The sequence below is a fragment of the Borreliella afzelii genome, assembly GCF_014202295.1.
Lineage (GTDB): Bacteria > Spirochaetota > Spirochaetia > Borreliales > Borreliaceae > Borreliella > Borreliella afzelii.
In genome coordinates this window covers 215260-230418 of sequence record NZ_JACHGM010000001.1, presented here as the reverse complement: position 1 = coordinate 230418, position 15159 = coordinate 215260, and the positions used below count along the sequence as shown (strand labels likewise).

The 15159-nt window shown below is 28.1% G+C and carries 13 protein-coding genes; 5 read left to right on the top strand and 8 right to left on the bottom strand.

Annotation, left to right across the window (positions count from 1 at the left end; translation table 11 throughout):
• Positions 1-121 precede the first annotated feature (121 nt).
• The 3 genes from zwf to HNP63_RS01045 all read left to right on the top strand — a co-directional run bounded on the left by zwf (position 122) and on the right by HNP63_RS01045 (position 4657).
• The gene (gene zwf, locus HNP63_RS01055) at positions 122-1558 is read left to right on the top strand and encodes a glucose-6-phosphate dehydrogenase (protein ID WP_011601140.1); all 1437 of its coding nucleotides are present in this window, start codon (positions 122-124) and stop codon (positions 1556-1558) included.
• A 300-nt stretch (positions 1559-1858) separates the two neighbouring features.
• A complete protein-coding gene (locus HNP63_RS01050; protein WP_011601141.1) occupies positions 1859-3202 on the top strand; it encodes a Na+/H+ antiporter NhaC family protein in 1344 nt (447 codons plus the stop codon).
• A gap of 99 nt (positions 3203-3301) precedes the next feature.
• On the top strand, positions 3302-4657 hold the full coding sequence (locus HNP63_RS01045) for a Na+/H+ antiporter NhaC family protein (RefSeq protein WP_014486406.1): 1356 nt from the start codon (positions 3302-3304) through the stop codon (positions 4655-4657).
• Between the two features lie 45 nt (positions 4658-4702).
• On the opposite strand, the gene HNP63_RS01040 is transcribed toward HNP63_RS01045, so the two are convergent.
• From HNP63_RS01040 to ylqF, 5 genes are all read right to left on the bottom strand, one after another.
• Positions 4703-5749: an ABC transporter substrate-binding protein gene (locus tag HNP63_RS01040; protein ID WP_015055708.1), complete on the bottom strand. Its 1047-nt coding sequence runs from the start codon at positions 5747-5749 to the stop codon at positions 4703-4705.
• A gap of 19 nt (positions 5750-5768) precedes the next feature.
• Positions 5769-6560 carry an ABC transporter permease gene (locus HNP63_RS01035; protein ID WP_004789546.1) on the bottom strand — a complete coding sequence of 264 codons (792 nt, stop codon included), beginning with the start codon at positions 6558-6560 and terminating at the stop codon, positions 5769-5771.
• A gap of 3 nt (positions 6561-6563) precedes the next feature.
• Positions 6564-7367: an ABC transporter permease gene (locus HNP63_RS01030; protein ID WP_183226997.1), complete on the bottom strand. Its 804-nt coding sequence runs from the start codon at positions 7365-7367 to the stop codon at positions 6564-6566.
• A 5-nt stretch (positions 7368-7372) separates the two neighbouring features.
• The gene (locus tag HNP63_RS01025; RefSeq protein ID WP_004789939.1) at positions 7373-8416 is read right to left on the bottom strand and encodes an ABC transporter ATP-binding protein; all 1044 of its coding nucleotides are present in this window, start codon (positions 8414-8416) and stop codon (positions 7373-7375) included.
• 78 nt (positions 8417-8494) lie between these two features.
• The gene (gene ylqF, locus HNP63_RS01020) at positions 8495-9334 is read right to left on the bottom strand and encodes a ribosome biogenesis GTPase YlqF (protein ID WP_004790052.1); all 840 of its coding nucleotides are present in this window, start codon (positions 9332-9334) and stop codon (positions 8495-8497) included.
• Between the two features lie 203 nt (positions 9335-9537).
• On the opposite strand from ylqF, the gene HNP63_RS01015 reads away from it, so the two are divergent.
• Both HNP63_RS01015 and HNP63_RS01010 read left to right on the top strand, forming a co-directional pair.
• Positions 9538-10203, top strand: a complete 666-nt coding sequence (locus HNP63_RS01015; protein ID WP_234799418.1) for an N-acetylmannosamine-6-phosphate 2-epimerase — start codon at positions 9538-9540, stop codon at positions 10201-10203.
• A 47-nt stretch (positions 10204-10250) separates the two neighbouring features.
• A complete protein-coding gene (locus HNP63_RS01010; protein WP_073999068.1) occupies positions 10251-11795 on the top strand; it encodes a maltose/glucose-specific PTS transporter subunit IIC in 1545 nt (514 codons plus the stop codon).
• A 25-nt stretch (positions 11796-11820) separates the two neighbouring features.
• Here the strand turns inward: HNP63_RS01010 and HNP63_RS01005 are convergent, their stop codons facing one another.
• The 3 genes from HNP63_RS01005 to HNP63_RS00995 form a co-directional block, all read right to left on the bottom strand.
• Complete coding sequence (locus tag HNP63_RS01005) at positions 11821-12804, bottom strand: alpha/beta hydrolase (protein ID WP_004789863.1); 984 nt, start codon at positions 12802-12804, stop codon at positions 11821-11823.
• Positions 12801-13328 (bottom strand): oxidative stress transcriptional regulator BosR, encoded by a 528-nt coding sequence (bosR, locus tag HNP63_RS01000; RefSeq protein ID WP_004789585.1) that lies wholly within the window; start codon positions 13326-13328, stop codon positions 12801-12803. The genes HNP63_RS01005 and bosR overlap by 4 nt, the downstream gene beginning before the upstream one ends.
• A gap of 99 nt (positions 13329-13427) precedes the next feature.
• Complete coding sequence (locus HNP63_RS00995; protein ID WP_004789817.1) at positions 13428-15116, bottom strand: hypothetical protein; 1689 nt, start codon at positions 15114-15116, stop codon at positions 13428-13430.
• Positions 15117-15159 lie beyond the last annotated feature (43 nt).

Genomic DNA, 15159 nt, shown 5'->3' with positions numbered 1-15159 from the left:
TATACTAATTTTGTTTGTAAAAAAATGGTATTTAATTTGAGCTTAATTTTTATTTATTTGTTCATATTTATGGATATATTTTTGTAATATATAATAAGTTGATCAGATTGGACCAGATTATATGAAAGAAAGAAGCGTTTCTAATTTTGATATTGTAATTTTTGGAGTTACCGGGAATTTGTCTAGAAAAAAACTTATTCCCTCACTTTTTAATTTGTTTAAAAATAAATGTATTAGCAATTTTAGGGTTATTGGTTTTTCTCGCAAAGTCTTTACAGATAAAGAATTTAGATTATATATTAAAGATTCTTTGTGGCAGGAAGAGACCGATTCTTTGATTGAAATTTTTTTAAATTTCTTTATTTATGTATTTGGTGATTTTAATGAAAAGGAGCCTTATATAAAATTATTTAAATTTTTAGATAAAAATCGAGAGACAATATATTATCTTTCGACTTCTCCTACATTTTATGGACCAATAATTAATCATCTGAAAAAGTGTTTTTTAACTGAAGAATTGACTTTGTCAAAAATAGTTCTTGAGAAGCCCTTTGGTTCTAGTCTTGAGACAGCTAAAAAATTAAATAGCTTGCTTTATTCTGCTTTTAGAGAAGATCAAATTTATAGAATAGATCACTATTTAGGTAAAGAAACGGTTCAAAATATTTTTACATTTAGATTTGGCAATTCTATTTTTGAAAATATTTGGAATAATCGTTATGTAGATTTTATTCAGATTACGGTGGCAGAAGAATTAGGTCTTGATGGAAGAGCGGAGTATTACGATTCTGTTGGAGCTTTAAAGGATATGGTTCAAAATCATATTTTACAATTGTTAAGTCTTGTTGCAATGGAATCTCCTATTAAATTTGATTCTGAGTTTATTCATGATGAGAAAGTAAAAGTTTTAAAAAGTTTGAGGAAAATTAGCAAAGAGGATATTAAGAATTGCATTGTTAAGGGGCAATATATAGGCTCACAGGTTCAAGGAGTTTTTAAAAAAGGCTATAAAGATGAATCAGAATCTTTGGAAAATTCAAATACTGAAACTTATTTAGCTATGAAAGTGTTTATTAATAATTGGCGCTGGTCTGGTGTTCCTTTTTATCTTAGGACTGGCAAAGGTCTTGCTAGGAAATTTTCAGAAATATATATTCAATTTAAAAAACCAAGCTTTACTCTTTTTAATAATAGTTCTGTTGATTTTTCCAATGCTTTAATATTTAGGATTCAACCAAGAGATGGGATTGAAATTAAATTTAATACCAAGAAACCCGGATATAATTATGAAATTCAAACTGCTAATATGGAGTTTTCATATCACGGGACATTTAAAAGATTGTTTGATGAGGCTTATGAGCGTTTATTGTTAGACGCTTTTTTAGGGGATGGTACTTTGTATGCTACAAGTGATGAGATTGAAAGTTCTTGGGAGTTTGTTTCAGATATTGCAAATAAATGGGCAGATATTGAAATTTGTAATTATTTTTATGGATCTGAAGGTCCAAAAGAGATAGATTCTATTTTAGAAAAAGATCATTTTTGGCGGAGAATTTAATTTTCCAGGTTTTTAAAAAGACAAATAATTTAAAATTTTTTATAGAATTTATTTCTATTCATTTTTAACGCTTATCTTATTTGTAATTTAACATCTAGCTTTATTAGATTTTTATTTCTTACAACTTAGTAATAAAATTTTTGATAAATTTTATTTTTCTTTTTAAATATTTAAAGGGAATTAGTGATTTTTGTCTTTGGGTTGACTGTAAATTTATGTATCGATTAATAATTTGCGTTATTATTTAAAAAATATAAGTAATCTTTTTTGAAAAGCAGTGCTTATATTTAAAGGATGTATATGGAAAATATTGAAGTAAGAGTTCATCCAAATTTTTTTGGACTCGTTCCCTTTTTTGTTTTTATTATTATGTATTTAGGCACAGGGATTTATTTAGGGGTTCTTGGTGTAGAAATGGCCTTTTATCAACTGCCAGCTAGCGTTGCAATGTTTTTCGCTTCTATTGTTTGTTTTTTGTTGTTTAAAGGAAAATTTTCCGATAAAATTCACATATTTATTAAAGGGGCTGCTCAGTACGACATTATACTAATGTGTCTTATTTTTATGCTTTCAGGAGCTTTCTCTTCTCTTTGCAGAGAAATAGGTTGTGTTGAAACTGTAGCAAATTTGGGGATTAAATATATTAATCCCAATTGGATTGTTTCGGGTATATTTTTTATAACCTGTTTTCTTTCTTTTTCTGCGGGTACTTCTGTTGGATCTATTGTTGCAATTGCTCCTATTGCTTTTAATATTGCTGTTAAAAGCAATATTAATCCAAATTTAATAGCAGCATCTGTAATGTGTGGAGCTATGTTTGGAGACAATCTTTCTTTAATATCAGATACAACTATTGTTTCTAGTCGAACTCAAGGCAGTAGTATCTTAGATGTTTTTATTAGTAGTAGTTTTTATGCTTTTCCATCTGCTATACTAACTTTTTTTTCTTTTTTCTTTCTTTCTGGAAATTTGCTTAATACTACGAACTTTTCATATGAAGGTTCAATAGATTTGTTGAAAACGGTGCCTTATTTAATAATTATATTTTTTTCTTTGGCTAGAATGAATGTTTTTTTAGTTCTTTTTTCAGGTATTTTTTCTATATGTCTTATTAGTGTTTTGTATGGTGATTTATATTTTCTAGATGTAATGAAAAACATTAATAAAGGGTTTTTAAATATGGCAGATTTAATTTTTCTCTCAATTTTAACAGGGGGAGTTTCTTTTGCTACGATTCATAATGGAGGTTTCAAATGGTTGCTTATTAAATTGAAATCTTTGATTAGGGGAAAAAGTTCAGCTGAATTTTCTATTGGGGCTTTTGTTTCAATAGTTGACGTTTTTCTTGCTAATAATACAATTGCCATACTTATTTGCGGTAAAGTAGCAAAAAAGATAGCTTTTGAAAATAACATTAGCTTTCAAAGAAGTGCTTCTATTTTAGATATGTTCTCTTGTATTTTTCAAGGCATTATTCCCTATGGTGCTCAAATGATTATTTTAGTAGGCTTTTCAAATGGCCTTGTGTCTCCAATTAGCATTTTACCATTTTTAGTTTATTTTGGATTTTTATTGGTTTTTGTTATTTTATCTATTTTGGGAATTGATATAAAAAGATTTTTTTTATATTTTCTAAAAAAATAAAAATTTTGAAAATTTTAAGATTTGCATTGTTCAATTTGTATTGATTTTATTTAGAATAAATTATTTTTAATTGTATTATATGATTTAGGAGGTTTGAAATTGGAAAGAGAAAATAATATAGTTCCAAATTTTTGGGGACTTACCCCTTTTTTTCTTTTTATAGGGATTTATATTGGCACAGGACTTGTTCTTTATCTTAATGGTGTAGAAAGGGCATTTTATCAAATGCCCCCCATATTTGCTATGTTTATTGCTATTGTTTTGACATTTATTTTTTTTAGGGGATCTTTTTTAGCAAAAATGAATAAATTTATTGAGGGGTGTGCGCAACAAGATGTTATTTTTATATCTTTAATATTTATGTTATCTGGTGCTTTTTCTGCTGTTTGCAAAGAAATAGGAAGTGTTGAGGCTGTAGTAAATATTGGTCTTAAATATGTTCCATTGAATTTGCTAGTATGTGGCATTTTTTTGATTACTCTTTTTTTGTCTTTTTCTACTGGAAGCTTTATGGGAACTATTGTTGCTGTTGCTCCTATTGCTTTGGAACTTGCAGATAAGGTAAACATTTCTCTTCCATTGGTTGCTGGTGCTATTCTTAGTGCTGGTGCATTTGGAGACAATATGTCTTTAATATCAGATACCCCTATTATTTCAAGTCATACTCAAAAGGTTAATATTGTTGATGTTTTTAAAAATGGAGCTTTTTATACGTTTCCAGCAGCAATTTTAGCAAGCATTGTTTTTGCATTTTTAGGTTCTTATTATAGTAAAACCAGTAACTTTATTGTTGAGCCTAGTGAGATAAATTTTTTTAAAATTATTCCATATATTTTTGTTATGGTTGTTGCAATTTCAGGTTTTGATGTATTTTTGGCCCTATTTTTAGGTATTGTTGTTGCTGGTATTATTGGAATTTATTATTCAGATGTTACTTTTTTATTGCTGGCTAAAAAAATTAATGAAGGATTTTTAGGTTTAGGTGAAATGTTTATTCTTGTTGTTTTTACAGGCGGAATTTCTTATATGGCAATTAAGTATGGAGGGTTTGATTGGTTACTATTAAAATTGCAAAAAATGTCAAAGTCTAAAAGAACTTCGGAATTTGTAATTGTGTTTTTAGTTGGTATTTTGACTGTGTTTCTTGCAAATAATGGGCTTGCTATTTTAATGAGTGGTTCTGTTGTAAGATCAATAACTATTGAGAATAATTTAAACTCAAAACGCATTGCTGCTTTACTTTGTATGTCTTCGTGCTTTTTTTTAAGTATTTTACCTCATAGTATGCATGTTATAGCTCTTGTAGATTTTACAAAGGGCAAGCTTTCTCCTTTTGACATTTTTCCATTTTTAATTTATCAAGGATTTCTAGTCTTATTGATTGCTTTGTCTATAATTGGACTTGATATAAAATTAATATTTAGATCTTTTTTAAATAATAGCCAAAAATCTTAAAAGCTTCTAAAATGGAAGCTTTTAAGATTGTTTTTGTTTAAGTATTTAAGAAGATAGATTTAAATATATTTTGAGTATTTCTTCTTTTACCTTTTTAGGTATTTTTTTAAAAATTTCAAATTTGGAAAAATCTTTTGGTGAAAATTTTTCTTCTAAATATAATTTCATTTCGGGATTATTTTTTGCTTCTTCTTCTATTCTTTTTATTACATTTTTATTTGGAGAATTATATCTAGTTGCTTTGAAATTTTTATAAGATGGTTCATTGTCGTATAGAAAGTTTATAAATTTATAAGCCAAGTTTTTATTTGGAGCATCAATAGGAATTACAAATGCGTCTATCCATAGATTGGTGTTTTCTGGTGCATAAAAATCCAAGTTTTTATCTTTTAGCATAGCGCTTTGTGCTTCACCACTCCATGTAAGTTGAATAGATGCTTCTCCATTTAGCATTAATGATTTTGCAGGCACATCTGAGAAATATCCGATTAATAGTGGATTTTGAATTTTTAAAAGTTCACCAGCTTCTTTGATTTTATCTGTATTGTCTTCATTTATTGAGTATCCAAGTTTTTTTAGAGCAACCCCAATATTGTCTTTAGGGGAATCTAGCATTGTAATCTCTTTATTATATTTTTTATTAAATAGTATATCAAAACCTTGCATGTCATTTAAATCTATTTTGGTTTTATTGTAAAGTATGCCCATTAATCCCCAGTAAGCTGGAACTGAATAAAGATTGCCAGGATCATGTTCTAGGTTTGTGAGATTTTGAGTAATATTTTTCGTTACATTTGGTAATTTTGAGTAATCTAATTTTTCAATTTTGTCTTCATCTATTAATTCTTGGATTAAATATTCTGATGGAACTATTATATCGTAGTAGTTCTTTGTGGTGTTAAATTTGGCTATCATTTCTTCATTGTTATGAAAGATTTCATAATTAATTTTTATATTATTTTCCTTTTCAAATTGATCTAATAAAGTCTCGTCAATATATTCTGCCCAATTAAATACGTTTAAAGTTATTGTGTCTTTTTGGGTGCAAGCAAAAGTTATAAGAATTGCTATTAATATAAAAATTTTTTTCATAAGTACTCCTTTTTTTATTTTAAAGCTCAGCATCTGTTGTTAATTTTTTAATTCCTATAAATTTATTAATAATAAACAAAAGGCTCAATATTGTAAAAAACAATATAGCAGAAATAGCATTTATGACGGGTTTGATACCTCTTTTTGTTAGTGAGTTTATTAAAATAGCTAAATTATTAAATCCTTGCCCAGTAGTGAAAAATGATATCAAAAAATCATCTATTGATAATGTGAAGGCAATAAGAGCTCCAGTTGCTATATTCCCAACGATTTCTGGATAAATTATATTGAAAAATATTTGAGTTTCTGAGGCCCCAAGATCTTTTGCAGCATCAATAATATTGTTAGGAAGAGAATACAATTTAGGTAAAATTATTATTACTACGTATGGTGTTGAAAAAATTATATGTGAGATGAGCATTGTAGAAAATCCCAATTGCATTTTTATTGCAGAATAAAATGTCATTAAGCTTATTCCTGTTACGATGTCTGGATTAATTATTGTTATTTTATTTACTGATAATAGTATTGTTTTTAATTTTTTGTTTTCTGCTTTGTAGATTGCGTAAGCTCCAATAATTCCAATAATAACAGAGGTCAAAGATGAGATTGTAGCTATTAAAATGGTGTTAAATATTGCTGATTTAATTTGACTTGAGGCAAAAATTTCTTTATACCATTTTAGACTAAATCCTTGCCATATAAATCCACTATCACCAGAGTTAAAGGAATAAATTATCAAGATTATTATTGGGAGGTAAATAAAGCTGAGTATTAAAAATAAGAAGGTGTTTTTAAAGGCCCTAAACATATCTTATTTCCCATTATTTTTTTGCATTAATTTTATTATTATTAAGTTAAAAATTAATATTACTAACATTAAAATAAATGAAATTGCAGCTCCAGTATTCCAGTCTTCTATGAAAAGGAACTGTTTGCTTATTAGATTTCCTATTAAAATTTGTTTAGAGCCTCCTAGCAAATCTGAAATGACAAATACCGTGATTGAAGGAATAAATACCATAATTATTCCTGTTGCCAGGTAAGAAAGCGTTAAGGGTATTTTTACATAAATTAGTACTTGCCACATTCTTGCTCCAAGATCTTGTGCTGCTTCAATGTATTCTGATTTAATTTTTAAAAATCCTGTATATATTGGTAAGATCATGAAAGGCAAAAAGTTATATATCATTCCTATTGTAACAGCCTGTTCATTGTAAAGAAGATCCAAATTTCCAATTCCGATCTTTTCAAATAAGTTGTTGATGAATCCGTTTTTTCCAAGTATTCTCATCCAGGCATAAGTTCTAAGCAATGTATTTATCCACATGGGAAGTATTATCATTATTATTAATTTGTTTTGGGCACTTTTTTTTGATAATGAGATTAGCCAGGCAGCAGGATAGCCTATTAAAATGCAGAAAATTGTTGCTATTGTTGCTAATTTTAGACTCCTTGAAAAAATACTAAGATAACTTGGTTTTAGAAGTCCAATAAAATTGTAGATTGTAAATTCATGGTTTTCATTTAAAAATCCTAGCAATATTATTATTAGTAAAGGAATAATACTAAATGTTAATAAGAATATAGCGTATATTATTAATATTAATTTTTTCACAACCATTATTCCTTATGCATAACATGAATATCATCAGGTTCTAAAAATATATCAACCTCTTCTCCAACTTTTGTAAGTCTTGTGCTTTGAACTATCCAATTTGTTTTTTGAATTTCTAGAGTCATTTCGTAATGAACTCCTTGAAAAATTGCGGATGTTATAGTTCCGCTTAAATGCCCTTTTCCTTTTGGAAGTAGCTTTATATCTTCTGGGCGTATTACAAGGTCAACTGCTTCTTCAGCTTCAAATCCTTTGTCAAGGCATTCAAATTCATGGCCAAGCAAGCTTACAACTAGCTCCTTTTTGTATGTTCCATCAAAAATATTACTTTCTCCGATAAAATCGGCTACGAATTTTGTTTTAGGCTCATTGTAAATTTCCTCAGGCGTTCCTACTTGCAGAATTATTCCTTCATTCATTACAACAATTCTATCACTCATTGTCAATGCTTCTTCTTGATCATGAGTAACATATATGAATGTGATTCCAAGTTGGCGCTGTATTTTTTTTAACTCTTTTTGCATTTCTTGTCGCATTTTTAAATCAAGAGCAGAAAGTGGTTCATCTAATAATAAAAGCTTGGGTTCCATTACCATTGCTCTTGCTATTGCAACCCTTTGTTTTTGTCCCCCTGATAGTTCGTTAATATTTCTGTATGCATATTTTGGCATTCCTATCAGTGAAAGAGATGTTTTTACTTTCTCTTTTATTGTATCTTTTGGTGTTTTTTTCATTCTAAGTCCAAATGAAATATTGTCAAAAACATTCATATGCGGGAAAAGTGCATAATTTTGAAATACAGTATTAATTTCTCGTTTATTTGGATTGGTTTTAGAAATTTCCTTAGAAAGGAAATAAATTTCCCCATTTTTTTGACTTAAAAAACCACCCAATATTTTTATTAATGTTGTTTTTCCACATCCAGATGGGCCTAATAATGTAATAAACTCATTTTTTTTAATTTTTAAATTTATGTTATCTAAAGTTTTGTTTCCATTGTTATCATAATAATGACTTAAGTTTTTAATCTCCAGGATACAATTATCCAACTAATTCCAACCTCCTTATGGCTGTATTAATACAAATCAAGATTATACTTAATATTATTATTTATGTAAATGACTTTTTTAAAAGACATTATAATTCTTGTCAAGAATTATTTTCCCAAATTTACCTTCTCTGAATTCTTTAATTAATATTTTTGCTGCTTTCTCAATGTCAAGCTCATTTTTTTTATGGATCAATTTTCTTGCTTTTGCAAAATTTTGTAGAATATCAAGTGAATTTTTATGATAAATTTCGTATTTTTTTAGTAAAATATTTTTATTATTTTGATCCATTATTTCAAGCAAATATAATGCAAGGTCTGTATTGTCTACTATTTCATTTTTGATCATATCCAATATTGCAAGTTTTTTTGCAATCGATTGGTCTACTAGATTATGCCATAAAATTCCTGGCATATCAAAAAGATTGATTTCTTCATTTATTTTTACTATTTGTATATTTTTGGTATATCCAGGTTTGTTGGCAACTTTTGCGCTTTTTTTACCAGATAATAGATTTATTATTGAAGATTTTCCAACATTTGGGACCCCAATAATTAAAACTTTTATTTTTTCTTTATAATTTTTTATTTTTTTAACAATAGCCAATTTTTTAATATTATCTATTATTTGCTTGCGCATTCCTTTTTTGTAAATATTACTTATTATTACAGTATTGCCAAGATTTTCAAAATATTTTTTCCATTTTATAATTTCAGCTATTTGAGCAATATCAGATTTGTGTAAAAGAATTATTTTGGTTTGATTTTTAATAATTTTTTCAGTTAATGGATTTTTGCTACTAAATGGAGCTCTAGCATCAAGTATTTCTAGCACAATATTGGTTTTTTCTAAATTATTCTTTATTAGATCTAAGGCTCTTTTCATGTGGCCAGGAAACCAGTTGATTTTATTTATCATGCCTAAATTATAGCTTAATGTGTATTGAATAATAAATTATTTTTGTTTTTATCTTTTAAATTTATGTTAATTATGTTCTTTTTCATTAAAAGAATTGTTTTTTTTTAAAAAAAAATATATTCTGTATTTAAGTTTTTATACTTTTTTAAAAAAATAAATTTATAGGAGGTTTAATTATTATTGAAAAAATCAAAAGAGGGTTAATAGTATCTTGCCAAGCTCTTGAGAACGAGCCTTTACATAGTAGTTTTATTATGTCTAAGATGGCTTTGGCAGCTAAAATGGGTGGAGCTATTGGAATAAGAGCTAACGGAGTTAATGATATTAGCCAGATTAAGTTGGAAGTTGATTTGCCAATAATAGGTATTATTAAAAGAAATTATAATAATTGCGATGTGTTTATTACTCCCACCATGAAAGAGATCGATGAGCTTTGCAATGAAGGAGTAGATATAATTGCCCTTGATGCCACTTTTAGGAATAGACCCGATAGTGTATTGCTTGATGATTTTTTTAAAAGTATTAAAAAAAAATATCCAAAGCAGTGTTTAATGGCAGATATTTCTTCTTTGGATGAAGCTATTAATGCCGATAAATTGGGTTTTGATTTTATTGGAACAACTTTGTATGGCTATACAAAAAGTACTAATGGCTTAGATATTGCAGACAATGATTTTAATTTTTTAAAAACTTTGATTAATTCTAATTTGAAGTCCACTTTAATAGTGGAAGGAAAAATAGATACCCCTTTAAAGGCTCAAAAATGTTTTGAAATGGGGGTTGATTTAGTAGTTGTAGGGGGAGCTATTACAAGGCCTGTTGAGATTACTAAAAAATTTGTAGAGAAAATAAATCAGGTTAAAAGATAATTTTAAGCATTATAGAGTTAATGTATTGTTTATTTTAGGAGGTTTTTATGGTAAAGGGTTTTGAACAAGCTCAAAAATTTGGGCGTTCTTTCATGCTTCCCATTGCTATTTTGCCAGCAGCAGGGTTGCTTTTAGGAATTGGAGGCTCTCTTTCTAATCCGGAAACTGTTAAGACGTATTCTTTTTTAGATATATTTTTATTACAAGCAGTTTTCAAGATAATGAGTGCATCAGGTTCTATTATTTTTTCGAATTTAGCGCCAATATTTTCTATTGGAGTCGCTGTTGGACTTGCCAGGTCAGATAGGGGTACAGCTGGAATTGCAGCATTTATTGGTTACCTTGTAATGAATGCTACTATTGGGGTTTTAATTGATATGTCGGGTAAGGCAGAGTCTCTTGCTAGCGGTGCTGTGGGTTTAATTCTTGGAATTAAGACATTAGAAACAGGGGTTTTTGGCGGAGTTGTAGTTGGTATTTTGACCTATTATCTTCATTCTAGGTTTAACAAGGTAGATTTACCCAAGGTCCTTGGGTTTTTTTCGGGATCCAGATTTGTGCCGATTATTGTGTCTTTTTCTAGTATTTTTCTTGCTGTAATTATGTTTATTGTTTGGCCATTTGTACAAAATGGCATTAATAAAGTAGGAGGCTTGGTAGATTCAACTGGCTATATCGGAACACTTATTTTTGGAATTTTTTTAAGGATGCTTGGACCTTTTGGCCTTCACCACATATTTTATTTGCCATTTTGGACAACAGGCCTTGGGGGATCTGTTATTATTGATGGAAAGTTGATTGAAGGGACTCAAAATATCTTCTTTGCAGAACTTGCTTCTCAAGGTACAAGTAGATTTTTTGTTGGAACTAGTCGTTTTATGAGTGGACGATTTATTACTATGATGTTTGGTTTGCCAGGAGCCGCACTTGCGCTATACTACACCGCAAGGCATGGTGAGAAAACAAAAGTTTTTGGTCTTTTAATGTCTGCAGCCCTAACATCATTTTTAACAGGGATAACAGAGCCTCTTGAATTTTCTTTTCTGTTCGTAGCTCCTATTCTTTATATTATTCATGCTACATTTGATGGATTTGCTTTTATGCTGGCGCATATTCTTCAAATTACAATAGGTCAAACATTTTCTGGGGGGTTTATTGATTTTATTTTGTTTGGTATTTTGCAGGGGAATTCAAGAACTAATTGGCTTTTGGTGCCGGTTGTAGGCACTGTTTGGTTTTTCCTTTATTACTTTACTTTTGTATTTTTAATAAATAAATTTGATTTTAAAACCCCTGGTAGAACGCAAGATTTAAATTCTGGAGATTCTTCAAATTCTAAGAGTAGTGAATTCGAAGAAAATTATGCTACTAAGGTTATTATTGGGCTTGGAGGTGCTTCAAATATTGTTGATCTTGATTGTTGTGCAACCAGGTTAAGAGTTACAGTAAGAGATGCTCTTAAAGTTTCTGAAAAAATTTTAAAAAAAACCGGTTCTAAAGGAGTAATTATTAAAGGCAATGGGGTTCAGGTTGTTTATGGACCAGGTGTTAGCGTTCTTAAGAATGAAATAGAAGAATTACTAAATGATTAATTTTTTAATAAGCAATAGCTTAAGGCTATTGCTTATTTGTCTTGTTTATAAAATCAACTGCGTACTTTGTGAAATATGATGTATTTTGGGCACTTTTGTAGCTTTGGTTTCCAATAGGTACATGTGCGTGTGAATTTTCAAGAAGTATAATAGGAATATCTTTTTTTATGCCCCCATAATTTTTTATGAATTCGTTTATTTTTATTGGGTCTACTGTATGATCGTTGGGTGTGTGGGTTATTATTAAAGGTGTTTTGATTTCATCGAAATTATACGAATTTAATAATTTAACAAGGCCCATCATTGCAATGATTGCGTCTACATGTTGTACACTTGAAGAGTGGCTTTTTATAGTCATGTGCTCTTTTCGTTTATCCTTTTTTGTTTCGAATTTATTGTAACCACCTGTTATAAGATATGCAATTTGTCGTCCCCAGGGATAGTAAACTATGTTTGTTCTCTTGTCATAAGGGAATATGTTAGGAGAAATTAATACTGCTGAGTTTATTTCATCTGGATAATTTGCTAAGGCCCAGATGCTGGCAGCACCTCCATTAGAGGTGCCAATTAATATTAATTTATCACCTATTAGTTTGCCAATTTCAATAGCCTCATCAATGTCACTCAACCAATCTTGAGTAGTTATTCCCCGGAATGCATTTTTATTGTTAATTCCGTGTCCTTTCAATCTTGTAAAAAAAAGATTAGCATTAAGAGCTTTTGCAATATTATTTGGAACCGGATAAATTTCATTTTTTGATGCTCCAAATCCATGAATATAGACCACAGAATATTTTGTTTTTTGTGTCTCTTTGTACCAGATTATTTCTTTTTTTGTATTTTTTTCTAAACTAAATTGTAATTCTTCTTTTAATAGGTAATTATCAATTTCTTTGATGTTTTTAGGAATTGCTTTTTTTGAAAATTCATTTTTAAATTTTATCCTTGGACTAACTAGTATTAAGAGTAATAAGAATATAATTATAAAAATGATATTTTTTATATTCATACAGTGATTCCCTTGTTATCTAGTGCATTGTTGTTGTTATGGGTGTCTTTTTTGTAACAATTATTGCAATTTCCTGAGTAAATTATTTCAATAGATTTTGTTTCCCAGTTTTCTCCAAGTTTGTCTTTCAAAATATCTTTAATATCGTCAAGTTGAATAGGATGGACTTGATTGCATTTATTGCATTTAAAGTGAGCTATTGTGGAAGCCAAGCTTAGATAAAATTTTGTTTCTTTTTGATCAGTAGTTTTTATATCTTTTAGTATATTTCTTTCTTTTAGAATGTTTAATGTATTGTATACCGTTGCCTTTGATAAGCTTGGAATTTCTTTTACAAGTTTGTTATAAACTTCTTTTGCTGTAAAGTATTCTTTCGGATTTGATGCTATGTAGAGGATGATTCTGTTTCTCGAATGAGATGCTTTCATTCCTAATTCTGATGTTAAATTTTTCAATAATACAGGATCATTTGTAATTCCGACTTTTTCTAATGTAGAATGGACGTCTGTTATGTTATCGTTCATATTATTATACCTTTTTTATTTAAATTAAAGATTAAATACTTTTTATGTTCTTCCTAGGATAATTTTATACCCAGTTATTAATATTTTACTACTTATTATTTATTTATTTTCATATTTTTTTATATTAGTATAAAAAATTAAATTTTTTATTTTTGAATTCAGTCTTATTTTGTTATCAAAATTATTATTTAATGGTAGTATCATTAAATTTAGTGTCTGAGAGTAATTTATTACATCTTGGATCTTAACTTTGTTATAAGAGCCACCTATGTTTAGGATTAACCATTTTTTAGAATTTATTTTTTCAATTTTATAATTAATTGTATGAATGATTTGTTTTTCAACATTTAAAAAGCTTATAAAAAAATTACTATTTTTATCATTTCCCTTAGATATTAAAAATTCTGTACCGTTAATGTAGCCTTTGGGATTGTTTTTAGTTATTATTATTTTTTCATAAGTATCAAGATCACTATATTTTGCTGTTATTTTTAAATTAGTGCCTTTTGTAATTTCAAAAACAGGTATTTCAAGTGCTGAATATTCAAGAAGATAATCAGGATTGTATTTTTTTAATGCTTTTTTATCCAGATTGATTTTAGAAGGCCATTTTATTTTAATAGATACAAAAAAGCTAGAGATAGTCTCGTCTATGAAAAAATCAATTGTTGATTTTGTAGTGGAGTTAAAAGCTAAATATTGCTTTATTCCTAAAATTTTTTCATTTGAGAAGGAAAATGAGCTTTCAATAGATGCTTCTTTTATTAATTCTTTTTTTGATAAAATTTTGAAATAGGTTCTAGATGTATTTAGAAATTCAACTTTTTTATCTTTAAATTTTATTTTATTTAATTTCCCATTTTCAAATTTAATGTTGTATTGATCGTGAGATAATGTGAAATTTCCTTCCATATTATATTCCAGATTCTTAGGAATAATTGATTCTGAATTTCTGACAATTTCTTCTTGGTGTTTGTTTATTAAAAATTCTCTTAAACTTTTTTCGTTGATTTGATAATCTTTGAGTCTTTTGTTTTGAAAATTTATTATTGGCTCTTGCTCTTTAAGAGAGTTAAATTTTGGAATTTCTAGCAGTTCGGTAGTTAGTTTGGATCCTGCTAGATTTTGTATCTTGATACTATGCAAGCTGTTTTCCAAGGATTTTAAATAAAGTAAAAAATTTTTTAATTCTTGATTATCATAAGTTTCTTTGATTTCATAAAAATAAATAAGAGTTTCTACATTGCTTCTTGGAGAATCTATTTTTTGGACTTCATATAAATATTGGCAGTTATTTTTATAAAAAATTAAGTACGTTTTATTATTTTTGCTCTGCCTTATTCCTTCTGTATAGTTGAAATTAAGCTTTCTGTAAAGCTCAGTCACTTTTTTCCTAAACTTTTCTATGTTGTATATGTAAAGCATAATAGGAGTATTTTGAAATATATCTTTGTATCCACTTTTGAATGGATTTTTTAGTGCCCAATATAAATCTAAATGTATTTCATCGTGTAGCATGTATTCATGAGGGCTTCCACTGTAAGTTCCAGGCATATATATATCTGTATTAGTTTTGAATCTTTCAAATAGCCATTTATTTAATTCCTCATGTTCTCTTAGAATTTCAAAAAAATATATTGGGAATGTCCAATGTATTTTGTAAGCTAACTGTTTGTGCTCAATCAAATATTTTATATTTGATATTATCGATAACAGATTATTCTCTGAAAATTTAGTTATTGAAATAATAATAATATAAGTTTTTGATTTTTTTAGTTTTCTAAACATAAATTCTTTATCTTTATGGTGTAAAGATCAGTCAATATTTATA